This is a genomic window from Butyricimonas sp. Marseille-P3923 (genome assembly GCF_900184685.1).
Classification (GTDB): domain Bacteria; phylum Bacteroidota; class Bacteroidia; order Bacteroidales; family Marinifilaceae; genus Butyricimonas; species Butyricimonas muris.
On record NZ_FXXL01000007.1, the window covers coordinates 1,039,666 to 1,057,076 of the forward strand.

Consider the following 17,411-nt stretch of genomic DNA (forward strand, 5'->3'; position numbering starts at 1 on the left):
ATCCGTGCGAAAGTAACGAATAATTTTCAATTATCAATTTCCAATTTTCAATTAAATTCGTACTTTTGTGCCCGATATAACAATAGTTCTTTATAAAATGACAAGCAGAAGATTAATTAGAATTAAAGTTTTACAGCTTTTATATTCTTACACGAAGAAAGAGGGAGTGACAATCACGGAAGTGGAACGAGATTTGTTCAAGAGTATTACAAAGAGTACAGACCTGTATTACCACGTCTTCCTTCTGATTACAGAGATCCAACGTCACGCGTTTCTAAAAATAGATGCCGCCCGCAATCGAAAGCTTGCATCCCACAAGGACTTAAACCCGAACACCCGGTTCATCGATAACCCGGTAATCAACCAAATAGCCGAAAACCGGAAATTCAAAACATACGTTTCAACCAATCTCGTTTCATTAAACGAGTGTCAAGACGTGGTAGTTTCCTTACACAACAAGCTGGTAGAAACCGACTTCTTTAACCTGTACATGAACAAACCGACCGTTACTTATGACGACCACAAGCAACTCGTGTTGGACATGATTTCAGAACTTATCGCCGTTGACGAAGACTTCGAGCAGGCAATGGAAGAGAAAAACATCTTTTGGAACGACGATTTCGAACTGGTGTTAAGCATCGTCTACAAGACAGTTAAAAACATGAAAGAAAACTACTCGGAAAACACCGTTTTCTTCATCTCCCTATACAATGAAGACGAAGACTTGGATTTTGCCAAAACCCTGTTCCGGAAATCCATCCTCGACATGAAAGAGAACATGGAAATCATCGATCAGTTTACCGCCAACTGGGAATTAGACCGTATTTCCGAAATGGATAAATTAATCATGGACATCGCCATCGCCGAGTTAAAATATTTCCCGTCTATCCCGGTAAAAGTTACTCTGGACGAGTTTATCGAAATATCCAAAAACTACTGTTCGCCCAAAAGTAGCAGTTTCATCAACGGGGTACTGGATAAAGTGGTTATCTTGCTCAAAGAGAAAAATCAAATCAAAAAGATTGGTAGAGGATTAATGGAATAAACAAGAAGCTATCCGGATAATACCACGACTAGGGCAAACGCGTCAAAACGCTTTTTGCCCTTAGGTTTATTAAATTACGGGTACGCATATATTTATACGTACCGCATACAAGAGGCATTTTTCTATGCCTTTCATTATTCTACCGGGCTAAAATTGTTTTATTTTAAACCAGTGCCTTTCGCTATTTTAAAGCGGACAACTTTTTTCTCCGGAATCGTCATAATTTTCTTTGTTGCAACATTATAGCCATTGCGAGCATCATATTTTTTTATGGAAAACTTTCCAAAATTCAACATGGATACAGCCTCATCATTTCTAAGACTCTCTAAAATTGTTTCAAGAATTGACGATACAACTTTTTCTGCTGTTTTCTGTGACACTCCGCTCTTTTTAGCCGCAATCCTAATTAATTCATGTTTGTTCATATTATCCTCACTTTTTATTATTTCATTTTGCAAACTTAAATATTAAAAAAGAAAAAACAAACAGTTTTGTTCAATATGCCCCTAAATAGGGGGACAATACTAAAACCAACCACGTGTTCATACCGAAAATCTAAATCATATTATTTCACACCAAATTAATAAAGGGTGACCAAAATCACCCTTTACATTCTAAACTAAACTAACCAAACTTTTGTATCACTACAATAGTCAACTCATACGCTATATTAGCACTGTAAATATAGTCCATAAATATTAAAAAAACAACTATTTCCTAATATTTACTTGAAAATTCTTTCGCCTTGTATTTTTTAATATAAGCCAGGGCTTCTTCAACATCATTCACGACCGTGTACAAACCATCGTAAGCATTTGATACAAAACCTTCTTTTCGAATATTATTGATAAACAAAAAAAAGTATTCATAGAAATCATTCGTGTTGATAAAGACAATCGGCTTGTTGTGAACACCTAATTGTTTCAAGGTAATTACCTCCGTGATTTCTTCCAAAGTACCCCATCCGCCGGGCAAAGCGACAAACGCGTCGGCTTGCTCCCGCATCATACTTTTCCGTTCTTTCATATCGGGAGCAACTATCAATTCCATTATCCCTTGAGCCGACACGCCGCGGTCAACGATACATCGCGGAATAATTCCCGTTACCTTCCCTCCTGCTTTCTTCGCCGCGTCCGAAACCTCCCGCATCAACCCGCAATTCGTCCCGCCATACAGCAACTCCCAGCCATTCTTCACGATCTCCTCCCCCAATTCGGCCGCCGCCTCGAAATACACGCTCTCCATCTTTTCAGAAGAAGCACAAAACACACAAACTCTCATAAAACCAGATATATAGAAATCAAATACTAAAATTACAGGTTGCAGGACAGTCACAAACCTGTAACCTGTCAACCTGCAACCTGTAACATTGACACCCTAGGCGTCAATATTCGCGTACGTGGCGTTCTGCTCGATAAATTGTCTACGAGGCGGCACGTCATCTCCCATAAGCATGGAGAAAATACGGTCCGCTTCAGCAGCATTCTCTATCGTCACCTGACGCAATATACGCCCTTCGGGCGACATAGTCGTATCCCATAGCTGCTCCGCGGTCATCTCACCCAAACCTTTGTAGCGCTGGATATGCAAACTGCTCTCCTTTCCGCCTCCCATTTCTTGAATCAACTGCAAACGTTGCTCGTCCGTCCAGCAATAACGTTGCTCTTTTCCTTTCTTCACGGAGAAAAGAGGTGGGGTAGCGATATATAGATAACCACTTTCGATCACGGGTTTCATATAGCGGAAGAACAAAGTCATAATCAAAGTAGCGATATGCGCCCCGTCGACGTCGGCATCCGCCATGATCACGATCTTGTGGTAACGCAATTTCTCGAGATTCACGGCCTTGCTGTCCTCTGCCGTACCGATAGTGATGCCCAACGCTTGGAATATAATCTTAATTTCTTCACTCTCCCATACCCGGTGAGCCAACGCTTTCTCCACGTTCAGAATCTTACCGCGCAAAGGCAGGATAGCTTGAAATTTACGGTCACGTCCTTGTTTTGCCGTACCCCCTGCAGAATCTCCCTCGACGAGGAATATCTCGCAGTTCTCCGGGTTATTATCCGAACAGTCCGCCAGTTTACCGGGAAGCCCGGAACCGGAAAGTACCGTTTTCCGCTGTACCAGCTCACGTGCCTTGCGAGCCGCGTGACGGGCTTGTGCAGCGAGAATCACCTTATCCACGATTGAACGGGCATCCTTCGGGTGCTCTTCCAGATAATTCGCCAAAGCCGTACTCACCGCTTGCGACACCGCGCTTCCCACCTCCGTGTTACCCAACTTGGTTTTCGTCTGTCCCTCGAATTGCGGTTCAGCCACCTTCACGGAAATAATGGCAGTCAGACCTTCACGGAAGTCATCCCCGTTAATATCAAACTTCAATTTACTCAACGCACCGGAATTGTCGGCATACGTCTTCAACGTCTGCATGATTCCCCTGCGGAAACCGGCAAGGTGAGTACCACCTTCCATCGTGTTGATATTATTCACGTAAGAGAACACGTTCTCCTTGAACTCCGTGTTATAATGCATAGCCACCTCGATCGGGATACCGTTTTTCTCGGTCGTGATATGAATGGTTTCGTCAATCAGTTTTTCACGATTGGCATCCAGATATTCCACGAACTCGCTCAACCCTTTTTCGGAATAGAAAACTTCGGATTTAAACTCGTTCGTGTCGGGATCAACCACCCGTTTATCCGTCAAAGACAAACGAATACCCCGGTTCAAATAAGCCAATTCCCGCAAACGGGCGGCCAATATATCATATTTATATTCCGTTACATAAAAGATCGAATCATCCGGCTTGAAAGTAATCGTCGTACCGGTACGATCGGTTTCACCGATAATCTTCACGTCTTCCAAAGGCACACCTTTGGAATATTCTTGAAACCAGATACTCCCTTCCCGGTAAATCGTGGCGGTTAATTTGATAGAAAGAGCGTTCACACAAGACACACCCACACCATGCAAACCACCGGAAACCTTGTAAGAGCCTTTATCGAACTTACCCCCGGCGTGCAAAATCGTCAACACCACCTCCAGTGCGGAACGATTCTCTTTCTGGTTCATTCCCGTGGGAATACCGCGACCGTCATCACTAACCGTTATCGAATCATCCTCGTTAATCGTTACTTCAATATTTTTACAATAACCGGCTAACGCCTCGTCTATCGAGTTGTCGACCACCTCATACACCAAATGATGCAACCCCTTCGTGTTCACATCACCAATATACATGGAAGGACGCATACGCACGGCCTCCAACCCCTCCAACACCTGAATACTGTCAGCCGAATACTCATTATTCATCGGCTCTAATTCTTCATTCATGTTCTGCTCTATTTCTTCACTCATATTTAATGGTTTTCTATATTTTCAAATATCTCTAAATCCCTCTCCGTCAAGATTTCCATTGTGTTTCCACAAAACGTACAAATATAGTAAAAATATGCCGGAATATCGAACTTTTAACGAGATATTTTCACCCTCTAAAACAACTTTCCCAAACTCGTGGCTCCCTTTTTTTTCGAGCGAGGATATCATCGCGCAATTACGTCCCGATTCCCATGCGTTAACTGTATTTAACTACAAGATAATATAATACATATAAACATATTATATTAATGTGATGTAAATATTTCACAGGTAATCGAGAGATAATGATACAACAAGACCATCACAGGCTAGCCATGATGGTCAAAAATACTTCACGAAACGACCACACCTAGACATTCGTCACAACTTCCGATTTAAACCGTCCGGTAAATTCCTGAAATATTGTTCCAAACGAATAAACTGGTCTTTTATCAACGAGTAATCCATCCCCTCGACCTTTTTCCGGTACATGGAAAAAAGTTCCAATGTCCTACGCCTGTCCCTCGTCTTGATATAATGCAGGCATATCCCGTGCAGAATGCGCTCACCTGTCCATACCGACAAAGCCGGACAACCGGACACGTTATATATATCCAGTACCTTCTCCAACTTCTCGTAATCGTTCATCTCCTTGAAAAAAGACAAACCCACGCTCTCGAATTCAACGATCCATTTCTGCACGATAGAGTCGAGTTTGGCGATTCTCATTTCAAACCACGGCTTATCTTCCAACGGAATCCCCAGATATTTATACGCCCATCCCACGTCGAGCACACCACAAGTCGGCATACATCCCGACTCTAAAGTTGCCTCGCTAAACAAACGGGAAACTTTCTTGCTCGTCACAAAATACTCTGTTCGCAATGATACATGATCGTCACCCCAATCCGTGAAACGCAGATTGCACTCGTTTTTCCATTCCCTGTTCTCGTGAACAAACGAGTTCTTTGACCTTAAAAAATGGTAACCGTGCTTTTCCATGGTAGGAAGGATATCCTCTATAAAAAGTTCCTTAATACCCTCGATCTTAATTTTCATGTGCATATGCTAACCCCTATTTATTGCCAGATCCGTAATTCATTATCAAGTACAAAGAGAATAAAATTTTCTTTATTTTACTACATAAAAGATTATAAAGTTTACAAAGTTTATTTTTTCTCCACGATTAATTCTGCCACGAAGCGACTTTCTTCATCAACCGGAGTCAAATTGATATACCCTGAAACGACCTTCCCGTGATGAATTTCCAACGGAAACATTTTCCGTCGCTCTTCCGCGGAACCGCGGATTTCTCCCGCCTTGGCTGAAAAACGAATACAGAAACGCCCTTCCGCTTCCTCCGCCAAATGCCGTTGTAACTGTAAAGCGACAATCCCCATGTTGTAGCGTAAATTGATTTCCACGCATGGCTGTACCCGGTATCGTCCCTCTTCGTCTTGATAAATCATCATATCCACGCCCAAATATCCCGTGTATATCCCTCGATACTGTTCGAGCAAGGCTTCCGTCAAAAGTTCCCGGACACGTTCCAATACCTCCTCGTCCGCGTAAGCCGATATCATGCCCCGCAATCGGCTTTCCGATGCGACGACATTTCCCTCGTATTCCCCCCGCTTACCGGTTTCGAACACGGAAAATCCTAAATATTGCAATTGAAAATCATTATCCATCTTGAACTCCATGGCGAAATCAAGTATTCGATTCAAACGCTTCTCGACCATCACGAATCCTTGCTTATGCAACATTCCGGACACAATCTCTTCTTCTTTCTTCGTGAACTCTCCCCGCGGTACAAATAATATACCTTTCCCGGAAGACGACCATGGTGCCTTCACCACTACACTTTCCTCGCCGGTGATCTCCCGAATGGCATCCAAGGAAGAACATTGCCGGGGTACGATCGTCGCTTCGACCAACGGTAACCGTTGCCGGATAAACTCCAAACATTCGCGAGCCTTTTGCCTGCTATACAACACCCGTCGTTCATCGTTCCATTCCGCCATAACACCTTGCCGGAATCGCTCACCGCAACGGGTTTTCAATTCGCCCAGTAAATTATGTACCCTAGGACTCCACCCCCACGGGCGAACTTCCCGAAAAGACAATAAACACGCTCTATCCCAAAGAATCGGCTTGCACGTCAAACCGAATACTTCCTGTCTTCTCTCCAAGAAATCACATCCCGGTAGCCGGGATACCAGAACGTAATCCTCTTCCCCCGTCAAATACGCCATCAAAAAAGAAAGATTATCCGCCATCAAAGCGATATTCGCTTTCGGCGTGTAACCATTGGTGCCGTTGGCAACAGAAATCTCGTTATCCGGATTAAACAGGTACAGATCTTGCATATATTCCAAAATTTATAGCAAAAATAATACTTTCGGATGAATATAGAAAGGACGTAGAGTTTATAAAGTTTATAAGGTTTATAAGGTTTATAAGGTTCATAAAGTTCATTGACCCTGCGGGCGCTTTGCCCACGGCAGCTCACGCTGCCGTTAAGCTTTGTCCGAAGGACACCCGTGACTTTATAAACTTTATGAACTTTATGAACTTTATAAACCTCATAGACTCTATCTATCTTTATTCTAGCTCAATACCCCCTTCCATAAAGCCCTAAAAGCAATCATTTATTTATAAGAAATTAAAAGTTTGGCATACAAATTGACTATATGCATTTGTTAATTTTAAACATTATAATATCTATTATCGGATTATTATTTTAACGAGAAAACCTTTTATTGTAACTAATTGTTGATAAAAATGTGAAACCTTCTTGTTAAGAAAACCGTAAAGTATGGGTGTTGAAATTAGAATAATTGCATTATTAAACATTAAAATAAAGAAAAGAGATGATTTTACAATTAGCTTTCGTTTTAACAGCAATCATCATCGGAGCGCGTCTAGGCGGTGTCGGGTTGGGTGTTATGGGCGGAATCGGGCTGGGGATTTTAACATTCGTGTTCGGACTGCAACCAACAGCCCCTCCTATTGATGTCATGCTCATGATCGTGGCGGTAATATCAGCCGCGGCCGCCATGCAAGCCGCCGGAGGACTCGACTTAATGGTTAAGGTCGCCGAACGCTTACTCAGAAAGAACCCCGCGCACGTGACTATTTTAAGTCCGCTCGTGACTTACGCCTTTACATTCATCGCCGGAACAGGACACGTGGCTTACTCCGTGCTCCCGGTTATCGCCGAAGTCGCGACAGAAACGAAAATCCGACCGGAACGTCCGCTCGGGATCGCGGTCATCGCATCACAACAGGCTATCACGGCAAGTCCTATCTCGGCTGCCACGGTTGCCTTACTCGGGCTATTAGCAGGTTTCGATATTACGTTGTTCGATATTCTGAAAATCACGATTCCCGCCACCTTGATCGGTGTGCTTGTAGGGGCATTCTTCTCCATGCGGGTGGGTAAAGAGCTTGTTGATGACCCGGAATATCAAAAACGTTTGAAAGAAGGTGTATTCACCGATAAGAAATACGAGTTAAAGGACGTGGCCAACCAAAAGAAGGCAAGTCTATCCGTTCTCGTGTTTATACTCGCTACCGTATTTATCGTACTTTTCGGTTCATTCGACAACTTACGCCCTTCCTTCATGATTGACGGGAACCAAGTATTACTGGACATGCCGGCAATCATCGAGATTCTGATGCTGTCTGCCGCGGCACTTATCTTGCTGGTAACCCGCACGGACGGGTTGAAAGCCGCGCAAGGTTCCGTGTTCGGGGCAGGGATGCAAGCCGTCGTGGCAATCTTCGGTATTGCGTGGATGGGTGATACATTCCTGCAAGGCAATATGGCTGAATTGAAATCTTCCATCGAAGAAGTCGTAAGACAGATGCCGTGGTTGTTCGGTATAGCCTTGTTCGTCATGTCTATATTACTGTATAGTCAGGCAGCAACAGTCCGCGCTTTAATGCCTCTCGGGATCGCGTTGGGTATATCGCCTTATATGCTAATCGCCATGTTTCCCGCAGTAAACGGGTATTTCTTTATCCCGAACTACCCCACCGTGGTTGCCGCCATTAACTTTGACCGGACGGGTACCACCCGCATCGGGAAGTACGTGCTGAACCACTCGTTCATGATGCCCGGACTCGTTGCCACGGTTGTAGCCGTCGGGCTTGGATTGCTTTTTATTCAGATTTTCTAATAGTCTATATTATAGTAAATTTAAAACACAAGTTATGAAAATGTTTAGAAATTTAAGTTTGCTGGTAGCCTTGGTGCTATTTTCTGTTGCAACAACGTTTGCACAAAAGTTGCCTAACATACACATATTGGCAACAGGGGGTACTATCGCCGGAACAGGTGCCTCTTCTACCGGAACAAATTACACTGCCGGACAAGTAGCTATCGGGACATTGCTTTCAGCCGTTCCCGAAATTCAAAAGATTGCTAACGTAACCGGGGAACAAATCGTGAAAATCGGTTCTCAGGATATGACGGACGACGTGTGGTTGACTCTTGCCAAGACCATCAACAAATTATTGGCTAGAAAAGATATTGACGGTATAGTCATCACTCACGGAACCGACACGATGGAAGAAACGGCTTACTTCTTGAATTTGGTAGTGAAAAGCAACAAACCCGTCGTTCTTGTCGGGGCAATGCGTCCCTCTACCGCCCTCAGCGCGGACGGACCGTTGAATCTTTACAACGCCGTAGTTGTTGCCGGAGCGAAAGAATCCATCGGTAAAGGCGTACTGGTTGCCATGAACGGACTCGTTATCGGTGCGCAAAGCGTGCTTAAAATGAACACTATCGACGTGCAAACGTTCCAAGCACCGAACTCAGGGGCTCTCGGCTACATCTACAACGGTAAAGTATTCTATAACCAAGCCACGTTGAAAAAACACACCAGCCAATCCGTGTTCGACGTGACCAACTTGAACGCGCTTCCGAAAGTAGGTATCGTTTATAGCTACTCCAACATGGAAGGTGATGTTGTTAAAATGATGGCTAACAGCGGTTACAAGGGTATCATTCATGCCGGTTTGGGTAACGGTAACATTCACAAGAATGTATTCCCGGAACTGATTAATGCGCGGAACAAAGGTATTCTTATCGTTCGTTCCACCCGTGTACCGACAGGTCCTACCACCCTTGATGCAGAAGTGGATGACAATCAATACAAGTTCATCGCTTCTCAAGAATTGAACCCCCAAAAGTCCCGTATTTTATTAATGTTAGCGTTGACGAAAACCAGTGACTGGAAACAAATCCAACAATACTTCAACGAATACTAACCAACTGAAAACAATACAGGTAGAAGGTCGTAGCCGCGTATAACGACACGACCTTCTACCATAATAAAGCAGAACATGAAAAAATTAGCCATATTAATAGTCGTTATGGGGTTCGGCGCGAGTGCATTCGCGCAAAGCTCTCCCAAGGAAAAAACACTTTTTGAACGAGTAAGCAATGTCGAGAAAAAAATCGACTGGTTCAACTTCTACCTGAATATGCAAGGGTCATTCGACGCCAGCTTCAATTATGACAGGAACGGATTGAGCGAAGCAGCTTTCAAGATGCGTCAATTCCGTATCGAGGCAAAAGGTAACATTACCCCGTGGTTGTCCTATCGCTGGCGGCAACGTTTGAACCGCGGTAATAACGGTAGCGGTACGATTGACAATATGCCGACCTCTATCGATATTGCCGGTATCGGGGTAAAACTAAACGACCAATTCTCTTTCTTCGCAGGAAAACAATGTGCCGCTTACGGAGGTATTGAATTTGACCTTAATCCTATTGAAATCTACGAGTATAGCGACATGATCGAGAACATGAGCAATTTCATGACCGGATTGAACATCGCTTACCAAGTTGATGATAATCATCAGATACAATTCCAAATTTTGGATAGCCGTAATAATTCATTTGAAGATACTTACGGAAAGAACCTTGAAGACGGAAGAGCCCCGTTACTTTATACCATAAACTGGAACGGTAGTTTATTCGACGGTTTCTACAAAACCCGTTGGTCTGCATCCATTATGTCCGAAGCAAAAGACAAACAAATGTATTACTACGCGTTAGGTAACGATTTTACCTTCTCCAAGAAAGTAAACGCGTTCGTGGATTTCATGTATTCCGACGAGGACATTGACCGCAAAGGTATCATGACCGGTATCGTGGGACTAGAAGATGAACACAACGCTTTCAACGCCAAATACATGTCATTGGTAGCCAAGGTAAACTATCGTTTCTTACCGAAATGGAACGTTTTCATGAAAGGAATGTATGAAACCGCGTCTATCTTCAAAGCTACCGAAAATGTAGAAAAAGGTAAATACCGCACCTCATACGGTTACTTGGCAGGTGTTGAATTCTACCCGATGGAATCCAATTTGCACTTCTTCTGTACTTTCGTGGGACGTAGCTATAACTTCACCGATCGCGCTAAAGTACTCGGTCAAAACAACTACAACACGCAAAGAGTAGAAGTCGGGTTTATCTATCAATTACCGATGTTCTGATACTTTAGTTTATAAAAAACAAGGAGGTGTGTCTGTAACATACCTCTTTTTTTATCCCCTTATCTTCACTTTATTTTGAAATTATTAAAATGGTATTACTTTTGCGGAGAAATTAACGAGTGAAACCAACATTTCAAATTAAATACATATGAAAAGGACTAATTTATTCACCATTTTAGCATTGAGCGGAAGTATCATTCTTTCCGGATGCGCTTCCATGAGTAACACGGGTAAAGGTGCGGCCATCGGTGCCGGTGGCGGTGCGGCACTTGGCGCGGGCATCGGTGCCTTGGTAGGTAAAGGCAAAGGTGCGGCTATCGGTGCAGCCATCGGCGGTGCAGTGGGAGCCGGAACGGGAGCCTTGATCGGGAAGAAGATGGACAAGCAAAAGAAAGAACTGGAAGCTATCGAAGGAGCAAAAGTAGAAACAGTTACCGATGCCAATGACTTGCAAGCGATCAAGGTAACTTTCGACAACGGTATTCTTTTTGCCACTAATTCCAGCCAATTAAGCAATTCATCCCGCGATGCTTTGACGAAATTCGCCAATTCACTCAAAAACTCTCCCGACACGGATGTTACAATCTACGGGCACACGGACAACACGGGTACCCGTGAAGTAAACGAAAGAGTATCCAAACAACGCGCGGACGCGGTAGCCAACTTCCTCGTGGGCAACGGTATTTCTCGCGCCCGTATCACAACCGAGGGACTTGCTTTTGACCAACCCGTCGCAGACAACAGTACAGCCGAGGGACGCGCGCAAAACCGCCGGGTGGAAATATACATCACGGCTAACGCCAACATGATTAAACAAGCAGAAGCAGGAACATTACAATAGAAAACTAAAAGATAAAAGTTAAAAACTAAAAGTTTGAGATAGCTTGAGGCTACTTCCCAACTTTTAGTTTTTATAAATCCTCACCACCTTTATCTCGTCTTTTCCTTCATCACAACGGTCTATCCACTCCCCGTCCGTGCCGACAATTCCCGAATCTCCGGCATAATACAATCCATCCGGATCTGTACCCGCGCAATTTACTCCTATCACGTGAGCTTTATTTTCTTTAGCCCTTTCCCGCAACAGCTTCTGCCAGTCTTCCCGACGGGAAGCCGGCCAATTCGCCACGTATACCGCCACGTTGTACCCCGTCGTGTTCCGGCTCCATTCAGCGAATCGCAAGTCATAACAAATATAAGTGGCTATCTTGAATCCCTTGTAATCAAAAATAAGTTGCCCTTCTCCCGGCGAGAAAGCTCCTTTTTTAAAACAGTTGTGCTTGTCGTAATACAAACACTTCCCGTCCGGGAAAGCCACGATCAACCGATTGTAATACCGATCGCCTTCCGCGAATATCGTCGAACCCATCACCACCGCTTTTTTACTTACCGCCCACTCTTTCAAGTTTTCACGTATATCCCCGTACCAGGCGGCAATCCCGGCTTTCTTATCCCCGCCTCCTTTCTTCATCTCGCAACCCGATGCAAACAACTCCGGGAACACAATTACGTCCGCCTCGCCACATCTCTCCACCCTCTCCCCGAACGCTTTCAGGTTTCCGTCCACATCACCCCATTGCAAGTGTGCTTGAATAAGGGCAACCCGTAAGGATTGCCCTCTCTTTGTTCCGGCGTACCCGGATACAACAAAAAACAACACACACATGAAAATCGTCAGTCGCATCATATCTTTAAATCATGAAAAGGCTTTCGCGAGTCCGCCTTTTCCGATAATTTCACTAAATTCCTTGTCCATTCTCGGGAGTGGGTATTCTCTGTCATTTAAATACGCCACCCGATTCTCCCAGTCGAATTTCAATGATTCACCGGAAGTATAGGCATCCGCGATAGCCCAGTCTACCAGAATCAGCAAACCGTGATTAATCGCCATACGATAGAAATCATGGTTTACCGACTTCACGATAACCAATTTCACCCCGACAGCCACCAACCCCGTGGCGGCGTGTTTCACCAACGGTCCGCGACCGAAGTTCTCCCCGGCTATGATAATATCACCCGGTTTCGCGTCCGTGGCAAAATTCTTATCCAACCCGGCGAACAGGTAAGGCTTGATCTCCTCCACCTGTTCCAGTGTCAAACGGTACATCAATTTCTCCGCGAAAATCTGGTTACTCGAGATATTATCCACGTCCGCGTAATTCCATACCCCGTTCACCCTACGATAATCATAGCCGCCCAACATCACCGGCTCAACGGGTTTTACCTCGTATTTATAACGCGCTCCCTCGAAATGAATCACCGACGAGAGTTCCCCGCGTAAAGCGGTCATGGCAATCGTGGCGGGAGAAGCGATATATTTTTCCACGCCGGAGGCATTCGCACCCCCGATATACATGCTGTTCGCCGTCGATATCAAACGACTGTTCCCTGCCGAGGCAACGTGTCCGACACCGAGGCACGGTCCGCAACTCGAACCCAATACCATCGCACCCGAGTGCACGATCTTGTCAATAATACCTTCCTCTACCGCTTTCAAATAAATATCCCTTGAAGCGGGTACCACGAACAACTGGAAGCCGTCAGCGATACGCCTCCCGTCAAGAATCATCGACACCAGCCTCAAATCCTCCAAACGTCCCGAGGCACAAGCCCCGATCAATCCCTGTTGTATTTTTAAACCCTCCAATTCATCCACGCTTCGAATCTCTCCTTTTCGGGTATTGAATATCAAAGGAAAGACTTTCGCCAAATCAATTTCTATCGAATGGTCGTACACGGCTCCCTCGTCAGCCCAAACACCTCTCACGGCAGGCTCGTTGAAATAATCCGCCAACGTGTCGTCCGGCGGGAACGCGGCACTCACCACGCCCATTTCGGTAGACATATTGGCTATCGTCATACGGTCATCTATCGTCAACGACTCCACGCCCTCGCCGTGATATTCTATCGCCTGCCCGTTCACGTCAAGTTCCCCGAGGACACCTTTAATCCACAGTGCCAAGTCCTTCGCCAGAACACCTTCCGGCAGACGGTTCCTCAACACGATCTTTACCGTTTCCGGCACACGGAACCACATTTTCCCCGTCTTCCACGACACCGCGGTTTCCGTCTTGTTGATACCCAAGGCAAACGCGTTGAAAGCTCCCGCCGTCGCCGTGTGCGAATCACACCCGACCACCAGCATGCCCGGTCGCGCCAGCCCCGCCAGTATCTGGTGACCGATCCCGCTATCGCAATCGTAAAAATGTTCAATCCCCTGTTCCTCCACGAAATCCCGTATCGAGTTATACTCGAACGACAACTCGTGCATCAGCCCGGAGGCTTTCCCGTCCAGCACAATTACCACCCGCGACGGGTCGTGTACCTTCGTCCCGTGAATCCGCTCGAAAAGGAACCTGACCCTTGCCGAATTATCATGACTCATCACGAGATCCGGTTCCCGAACCACGACACTTCCTTTTTCCGCGTTTAATATTTTCTCTACAAATGTACGCAACATCGTCTTCGCTTTTAGTTTACCCTTTTATTTGATTTATGATTTCTTGATTTATGATTGAATGGTTATTTTAATCTAAAATCGTAAATCATAAATCACAGAATCGATTCGCTTCTTTCACCACCGCCTCAACCTTCTTCACGTCGCTGTAATACTGCTCGTATTCCGGCAATCCCGGCACCCCGCCCATCGACACGTCCGGGTTACGGTACACCATCCGGCTATCCCTGCCGCTCTTGCCGCTCAAATGCACGGCATCCACCCCCGCGTCCAGTAACGAACGTGTATTCGCGGCGTTCACCCCGCTTCCCGCCATGACCTGTACGCGTCCGGCTGCCCGTTTTGTTAACGCTCTTATTTGCTCCAGTCCTTCCGCCACCGTGTTACGCCCTCCCGAGGTCAGCACCCGGTAGCATCCCGCCCGAATCACGTCTTCCAGAGCCTCGTTCAAATCCCGCGTCATGTCTATCGCCCTGTGGAAAGTAACTTTCAACGGGGCGGCAAGCTCCACCAGTTCACGGGTACGTTCCACGTCCACCGTTCCGTCAGCCTTCAAAATTCCCAGCACGACACCGTCCGCGCCGCTCTCCTTCACGTGCCGTATCTCCTCTTTCATCAACTCAAATTCTTGCCCGGAATAAAGAAAGTCCCCGCCTCTCGGGCGAATCATCACGTAAAGTTCTATGGACAACAGTTTCCGTGCCATACGGATTATCCCAGCCGACGGTGTCGTCCCCCCGTCATACATCGCCGCACATAACTCCACCCGGTCGGCACCTGCCGTTTGGGCATTCACGCACGATTCCAGTGAAAACGTGCAAACCTCAACCTCGATATTTCTCTTCATTTCCTTACAATCTTCTTAACGCGAAATCCGTTTCATAACACGAATATAAAGAAATAATCGACAACCTGCAAATAATTCAAGAAATTAGTTCTATCAATTCTGTGATTGAATGATTAAAAGAGTCGCCTTCGGCGAGTTGCAGGTTGCTTTCCCCGCGTTAGGGGCTGTATCCCAGCACCTCCTCTGTTTATAGAGGAGGTGGACGCGAAGCGGACGGAGGAGTTCAATCTAAAATCTAAAATTTAAAATCTAAAATCAAAATACTCGTTCGGCGAGAACCCGTCGTTATCCGCCGTGCCGAAGAAAGGGTACAAGTGGTACGCGTCACCGCCCGGCAGCGTAAACTCCGCCCAACCGCCGGCACGGATGCTCGCCAGCGGGGGATTGCCCGGCAGGAGGACGAGCGGCACGACGCGTTGCAGCGAGGCGGGATACAGTTCCTGCACGAAAATCACGTGCAACAAATCCGTCGGGCGTGCCGTCGGGACGTTCCGGTCGTCTTTCCACCACAGATTCACCGTCGAGCCGGAAGTCATCATCGTCATCACCGGGGGCAACGACAGTCGCCCCACGCTCGCCTTGAAATGCCGGAAATCCGTGATTTTCCCGTCCAGCCCCAAGCACCCGGCGTTCACCCGCTGGCGGAAATTATCGTACGACATCCCCGTGATCCCGAGGTCGCGGAAACCGCACTTCCACACCGGCAGCTCCTCGTACACGTCCTTCACGTGTGTCGCGTGCACGCGGTTGCCGGAAAAATTCGTCGTGCTCCTCGCCCGCCCCTCCGTCATCACCCAGTTGTCGCCCGAGCATTCCGGACGCTTCGACAGGCAGCAACGCAACTTCCCGTTTTGCATGAAAAACGTGTAACCGCCCACCCGTATCCTGTCTACTTGCCCCGCCAAAAGGGGCGCGAATCGTGCATCCATGATAATAAAATTTTAGTCGCCCGCGGGCGAGTACCTGTAATCTAAACTGCCGGATAAACGTGCTGCCGACTACACCCGGGCATTGACGCACGGGTGTCCACGTGATAGGAACGGGCAAGTCAACCCGCTCGCCCCCTCCCCGTGCATCTCCTTGTTTCGGTTCGCTATCGGCGATATGTCTGAATGGCGCATTAATTGTTCAAATCCTTACTTCCGTCCGTCCATCCTCCTTCATCACAGGTTACATCAACATTGACCGTCGTCCCGGTAAGGTCTTCCTGCACGAACGAGCCGGAGAGGGTATATATATAATTTGCACGGCAAGGAATTTTACTTGAGGCTATTTGGGCATCTGTATATTTCTTGCCATTATCATTCGCTGTAAAATTAAATTTCATAGTATACGTGGATAACGTTCCTTCAGATTTCCCCGCAAAAGAATAGAAAGAAAAGAGTTGTTTCTCAGAAGAATTTAATATATTGATAGCCTTACTACCTATACTACCTCCATCGTACTGGCCGAAATCTGTAGTCTTCTCTTTATACACATTGTATCGATAGTAATATCTAATGGTTTTTATATTTACCTTTGAAATTTCTGATAAATCGGCAGTTTTTTCTTTGAGTATATATTTGCATAACGGACGCTTCAGAGTGACTTGGTCAAGGGATACAATATCGTTTTTTTTCGTAAATGCAACCTTGCTACAAAAAGCCTCAAGCGTACCATTGTAAAATCCCTCTTTACTAGACAGCGTCTTTATCTCTACCCCTTGTAAACCTTCTTTTGATGCCCGACTACCATTTGTTGTAAATTCTTTATCCTCATATCCTTGGAAGGAAACGCTGAAGGTATTTTCGCCACTACCTCCCGTTATCGTCTTATCACTCGTTGAGCCGCCTGCGGCAATATAATCCGCCCAGAAAAGGATGACATAATCACCTTGCTGTTCTACGTCGAAAGTGAATTTGTTTGCATCGGCGCCTACCTGCTCGGTGCGGGCAATCAGTTTTTTCGTCGTTGGATTCGCGGGGTTGGTCGTCTTATCCTCTTCCCACAGTTCGGCGATGTACCTCAACTGCTGATTGGATTCCACCCTTGCGCGCGGTTGCGTAAAATCCGCGGACGGAGCTACCGTCACGGTTACTTCATTTCCCTTTCGCGGAACGTTCGCCGCTTCTTCCATTTCCGTCTGGCTGCACGAAGCTAACAGCCCTGCCAGAGCCATCGCGCCTAATAAAAAATTCTGTTTCATTTTC

The 17,411-nt window shown here is 46.0% G+C and carries 15 protein-coding genes; 5 read left to right on the forward strand and 10 right to left on the reverse strand.

The window, feature by feature from the left end:
• Positions 1-97 precede the first annotated feature (97 nt).
• A complete protein-coding gene (gene nusB / locus CS948_RS15905) occupies positions 98-1,045 on the forward strand; it encodes a transcription antitermination factor NusB (RefSeq protein ID WP_255302043.1) in 948 nt (315 codons plus the stop codon).
• Positions 1,046-1,203: 158 nt separating this feature from the next.
• Here nusB and CS948_RS15910 read toward each other — a convergent pair whose 3' ends face one another.
• The 5 genes from CS948_RS15910 to CS948_RS15930 form a co-directional block, all read right to left on the reverse strand.
• Complete coding sequence (locus CS948_RS15910; RefSeq protein WP_099292666.1) at positions 1,204-1,470, reverse strand: HU family DNA-binding protein; 267 nt, start codon at positions 1,468-1,470, stop codon at positions 1,204-1,206.
• 292 nt (positions 1,471-1,762) lie between these two features.
• The gene (locus CS948_RS15915; protein WP_099292667.1) at positions 1,763-2,326 is read right to left on the reverse strand and encodes a TIGR00730 family Rossman fold protein; all 564 of its coding nucleotides are present in this window, start codon (positions 2,324-2,326) and stop codon (positions 1,763-1,765) included.
• Between the two features lie 96 nt (positions 2,327-2,422).
• Positions 2,423-4,381: a DNA topoisomerase (ATP-hydrolyzing) subunit B gene (gene gyrB / locus CS948_RS15920; protein WP_099294593.1), complete on the reverse strand. Its 1,959-nt coding sequence runs from the start codon at positions 4,379-4,381 to the stop codon at positions 2,423-2,425.
• Between the two features lie 405 nt (positions 4,382-4,786).
• Complete coding sequence (locus CS948_RS15925; protein WP_099292668.1) at positions 4,787-5,470, reverse strand: hypothetical protein; 684 nt, start codon at positions 5,468-5,470, stop codon at positions 4,787-4,789.
• A gap of 104 nt (positions 5,471-5,574) precedes the next feature.
• A complete protein-coding gene (locus tag CS948_RS15930) occupies positions 5,575-6,774 on the reverse strand; it encodes a hypothetical protein (protein WP_099292669.1) in 1,200 nt (399 codons plus the stop codon).
• A gap of 504 nt (positions 6,775-7,278) precedes the next feature.
• Here CS948_RS15930 and CS948_RS15935 point away from each other — a divergent pair.
• The 4 genes from CS948_RS15935 to CS948_RS15950 all read left to right on the forward strand — a co-directional run bounded on the left by CS948_RS15935 (position 7,279) and on the right by CS948_RS15950 (position 11,759).
• A complete protein-coding gene (locus CS948_RS15935; protein ID WP_099292670.1) occupies positions 7,279-8,589 on the forward strand; it encodes an anaerobic C4-dicarboxylate transporter family protein in 1,311 nt (436 codons plus the stop codon).
• A gap of 34 nt (positions 8,590-8,623) precedes the next feature.
• The gene (gene ansB / locus CS948_RS15940; RefSeq protein ID WP_099292671.1) at positions 8,624-9,685 is read left to right on the forward strand and encodes an L-asparaginase 2; all 1,062 of its coding nucleotides are present in this window, start codon (positions 8,624-8,626) and stop codon (positions 9,683-9,685) included.
• A gap of 75 nt (positions 9,686-9,760) precedes the next feature.
• Positions 9,761-10,918, forward strand: a complete 1,158-nt coding sequence (locus CS948_RS15945; protein WP_099292672.1) for a porin — start codon at positions 9,761-9,763, stop codon at positions 10,916-10,918.
• Positions 10,919-11,066: 148 nt separating this feature from the next.
• Complete coding sequence (locus CS948_RS15950; RefSeq protein WP_099292673.1) at positions 11,067-11,759, forward strand: OmpA family protein; 693 nt, start codon at positions 11,067-11,069, stop codon at positions 11,757-11,759.
• A 63-nt stretch (positions 11,760-11,822) separates the two neighbouring features.
• Here the strand turns inward: CS948_RS15950 and CS948_RS15955 are convergent, their stop codons facing one another.
• The 5 genes from CS948_RS15955 to CS948_RS15975 form a co-directional block, all read right to left on the reverse strand.
• Positions 11,823-12,605, reverse strand: a complete 783-nt coding sequence (locus CS948_RS15955; protein WP_176555082.1) for a nitrilase-related carbon-nitrogen hydrolase — start codon at positions 12,603-12,605, stop codon at positions 11,823-11,825.
• Positions 12,606-12,614: 9 nt separating this feature from the next.
• Entirely contained in the window at positions 12,615-14,378 is a 1,764-nt protein-coding gene (locus CS948_RS15960; protein WP_099292674.1) for an aconitase family protein, read from the reverse strand.
• An 85-nt stretch (positions 14,379-14,463) separates the two neighbouring features.
• Complete coding sequence (locus tag CS948_RS15965) at positions 14,464-15,222, reverse strand: copper homeostasis protein CutC (protein WP_176555083.1); 759 nt, start codon at positions 15,220-15,222, stop codon at positions 14,464-14,466.
• Between the two features lie 242 nt (positions 15,223-15,464).
• Positions 15,465-16,151, reverse strand: coding sequence for a hypothetical protein (locus CS948_RS15970; RefSeq protein WP_099292675.1), 687 nt, complete (start codon positions 16,149-16,151; stop codon positions 15,465-15,467).
• 191 nt (positions 16,152-16,342) lie between these two features.
• On the reverse strand, positions 16,343-17,407 hold the full coding sequence (locus CS948_RS15975; protein ID WP_099292676.1) for a DUF6562 domain-containing protein: 1,065 nt from the start codon (positions 17,405-17,407) through the stop codon (positions 16,343-16,345).
• Positions 17,408-17,411 lie beyond the last annotated feature (4 nt).

Excerpts from the sequence above, each read along its gene's own strand:
- nusB (WP_255302043.1), top strand. The coding sequence starts at position 98 with ATGACAAGCAGAAGATTAATTAGAATTAAAGTTTTACAGCTTTTATAT.
- CS948_RS15945 (WP_099292672.1), top strand. The coding sequence starts at position 9,761 with ATGAAAAAATTAGCCATATTAATAGTCGTTATGGGGTTCGGCGCGAGT.
- CS948_RS15910 (WP_099292666.1), bottom strand. The coding sequence starts at position 1,470 with ATGAACAAACATGAATTAATTAGGATTGCGGCTAAAAAGAGCGGAGTG.
- CS948_RS15965 (WP_176555083.1), bottom strand. The coding sequence starts at position 15,222 with ATGAAGAGAAATATCGAGGTTGAGGTTTGCACGTTTTCACTGGAATCG.
- CS948_RS15935 (WP_099292670.1), top strand. The coding sequence starts at position 7,279 with ATGATTTTACAATTAGCTTTCGTTTTAACAGCAATCATCATCGGAGCG.
- gyrB (WP_099294593.1), bottom strand. The coding sequence starts at position 4,381 with ATGAATGAAGAATTAGAGCCGATGAATAATGAGTATTCGGCTGACAGT.
- CS948_RS15950 (WP_099292673.1), top strand. The coding sequence starts at position 11,067 with ATGAAAAGGACTAATTTATTCACCATTTTAGCATTGAGCGGAAGTATC.
- CS948_RS15915 (WP_099292667.1), bottom strand. The coding sequence starts at position 2,326 with ATGAGAGTTTGTGTGTTTTGTGCTTCTTCTGAAAAGATGGAGAGCGTG.
- CS948_RS15925 (WP_099292668.1), bottom strand. The coding sequence starts at position 5,470 with ATGCACATGAAAATTAAGATCGAGGGTATTAAGGAACTTTTTATAGAG.
- ansB (WP_099292671.1), top strand. The coding sequence starts at position 8,624 with ATGAAAATGTTTAGAAATTTAAGTTTGCTGGTAGCCTTGGTGCTATTT.
- CS948_RS15960 (WP_099292674.1), bottom strand. The coding sequence starts at position 14,378 with ATGTTGCGTACATTTGTAGAGAAAATATTAAACGCGGAAAAAGGAAGT.
- CS948_RS15970 (WP_099292675.1), bottom strand. The coding sequence starts at position 16,151 with ATGGATGCACGATTCGCGCCCCTTTTGGCGGGGCAAGTAGACAGGATA.
- CS948_RS15975 (WP_099292676.1), bottom strand. The coding sequence starts at position 17,407 with ATGAAACAGAATTTTTTATTAGGCGCGATGGCTCTGGCAGGGCTGTTA.
- CS948_RS15955 (WP_176555082.1), bottom strand. The coding sequence starts at position 12,605 with ATGATGCGACTGACGATTTTCATGTGTGTGTTGTTTTTTGTTGTATCC.
- CS948_RS15930 (WP_099292669.1), bottom strand. The coding sequence starts at position 6,774 with ATGCAAGATCTGTACCTGTTTAATCCGGATAACGAGATTTCTGTTGCC.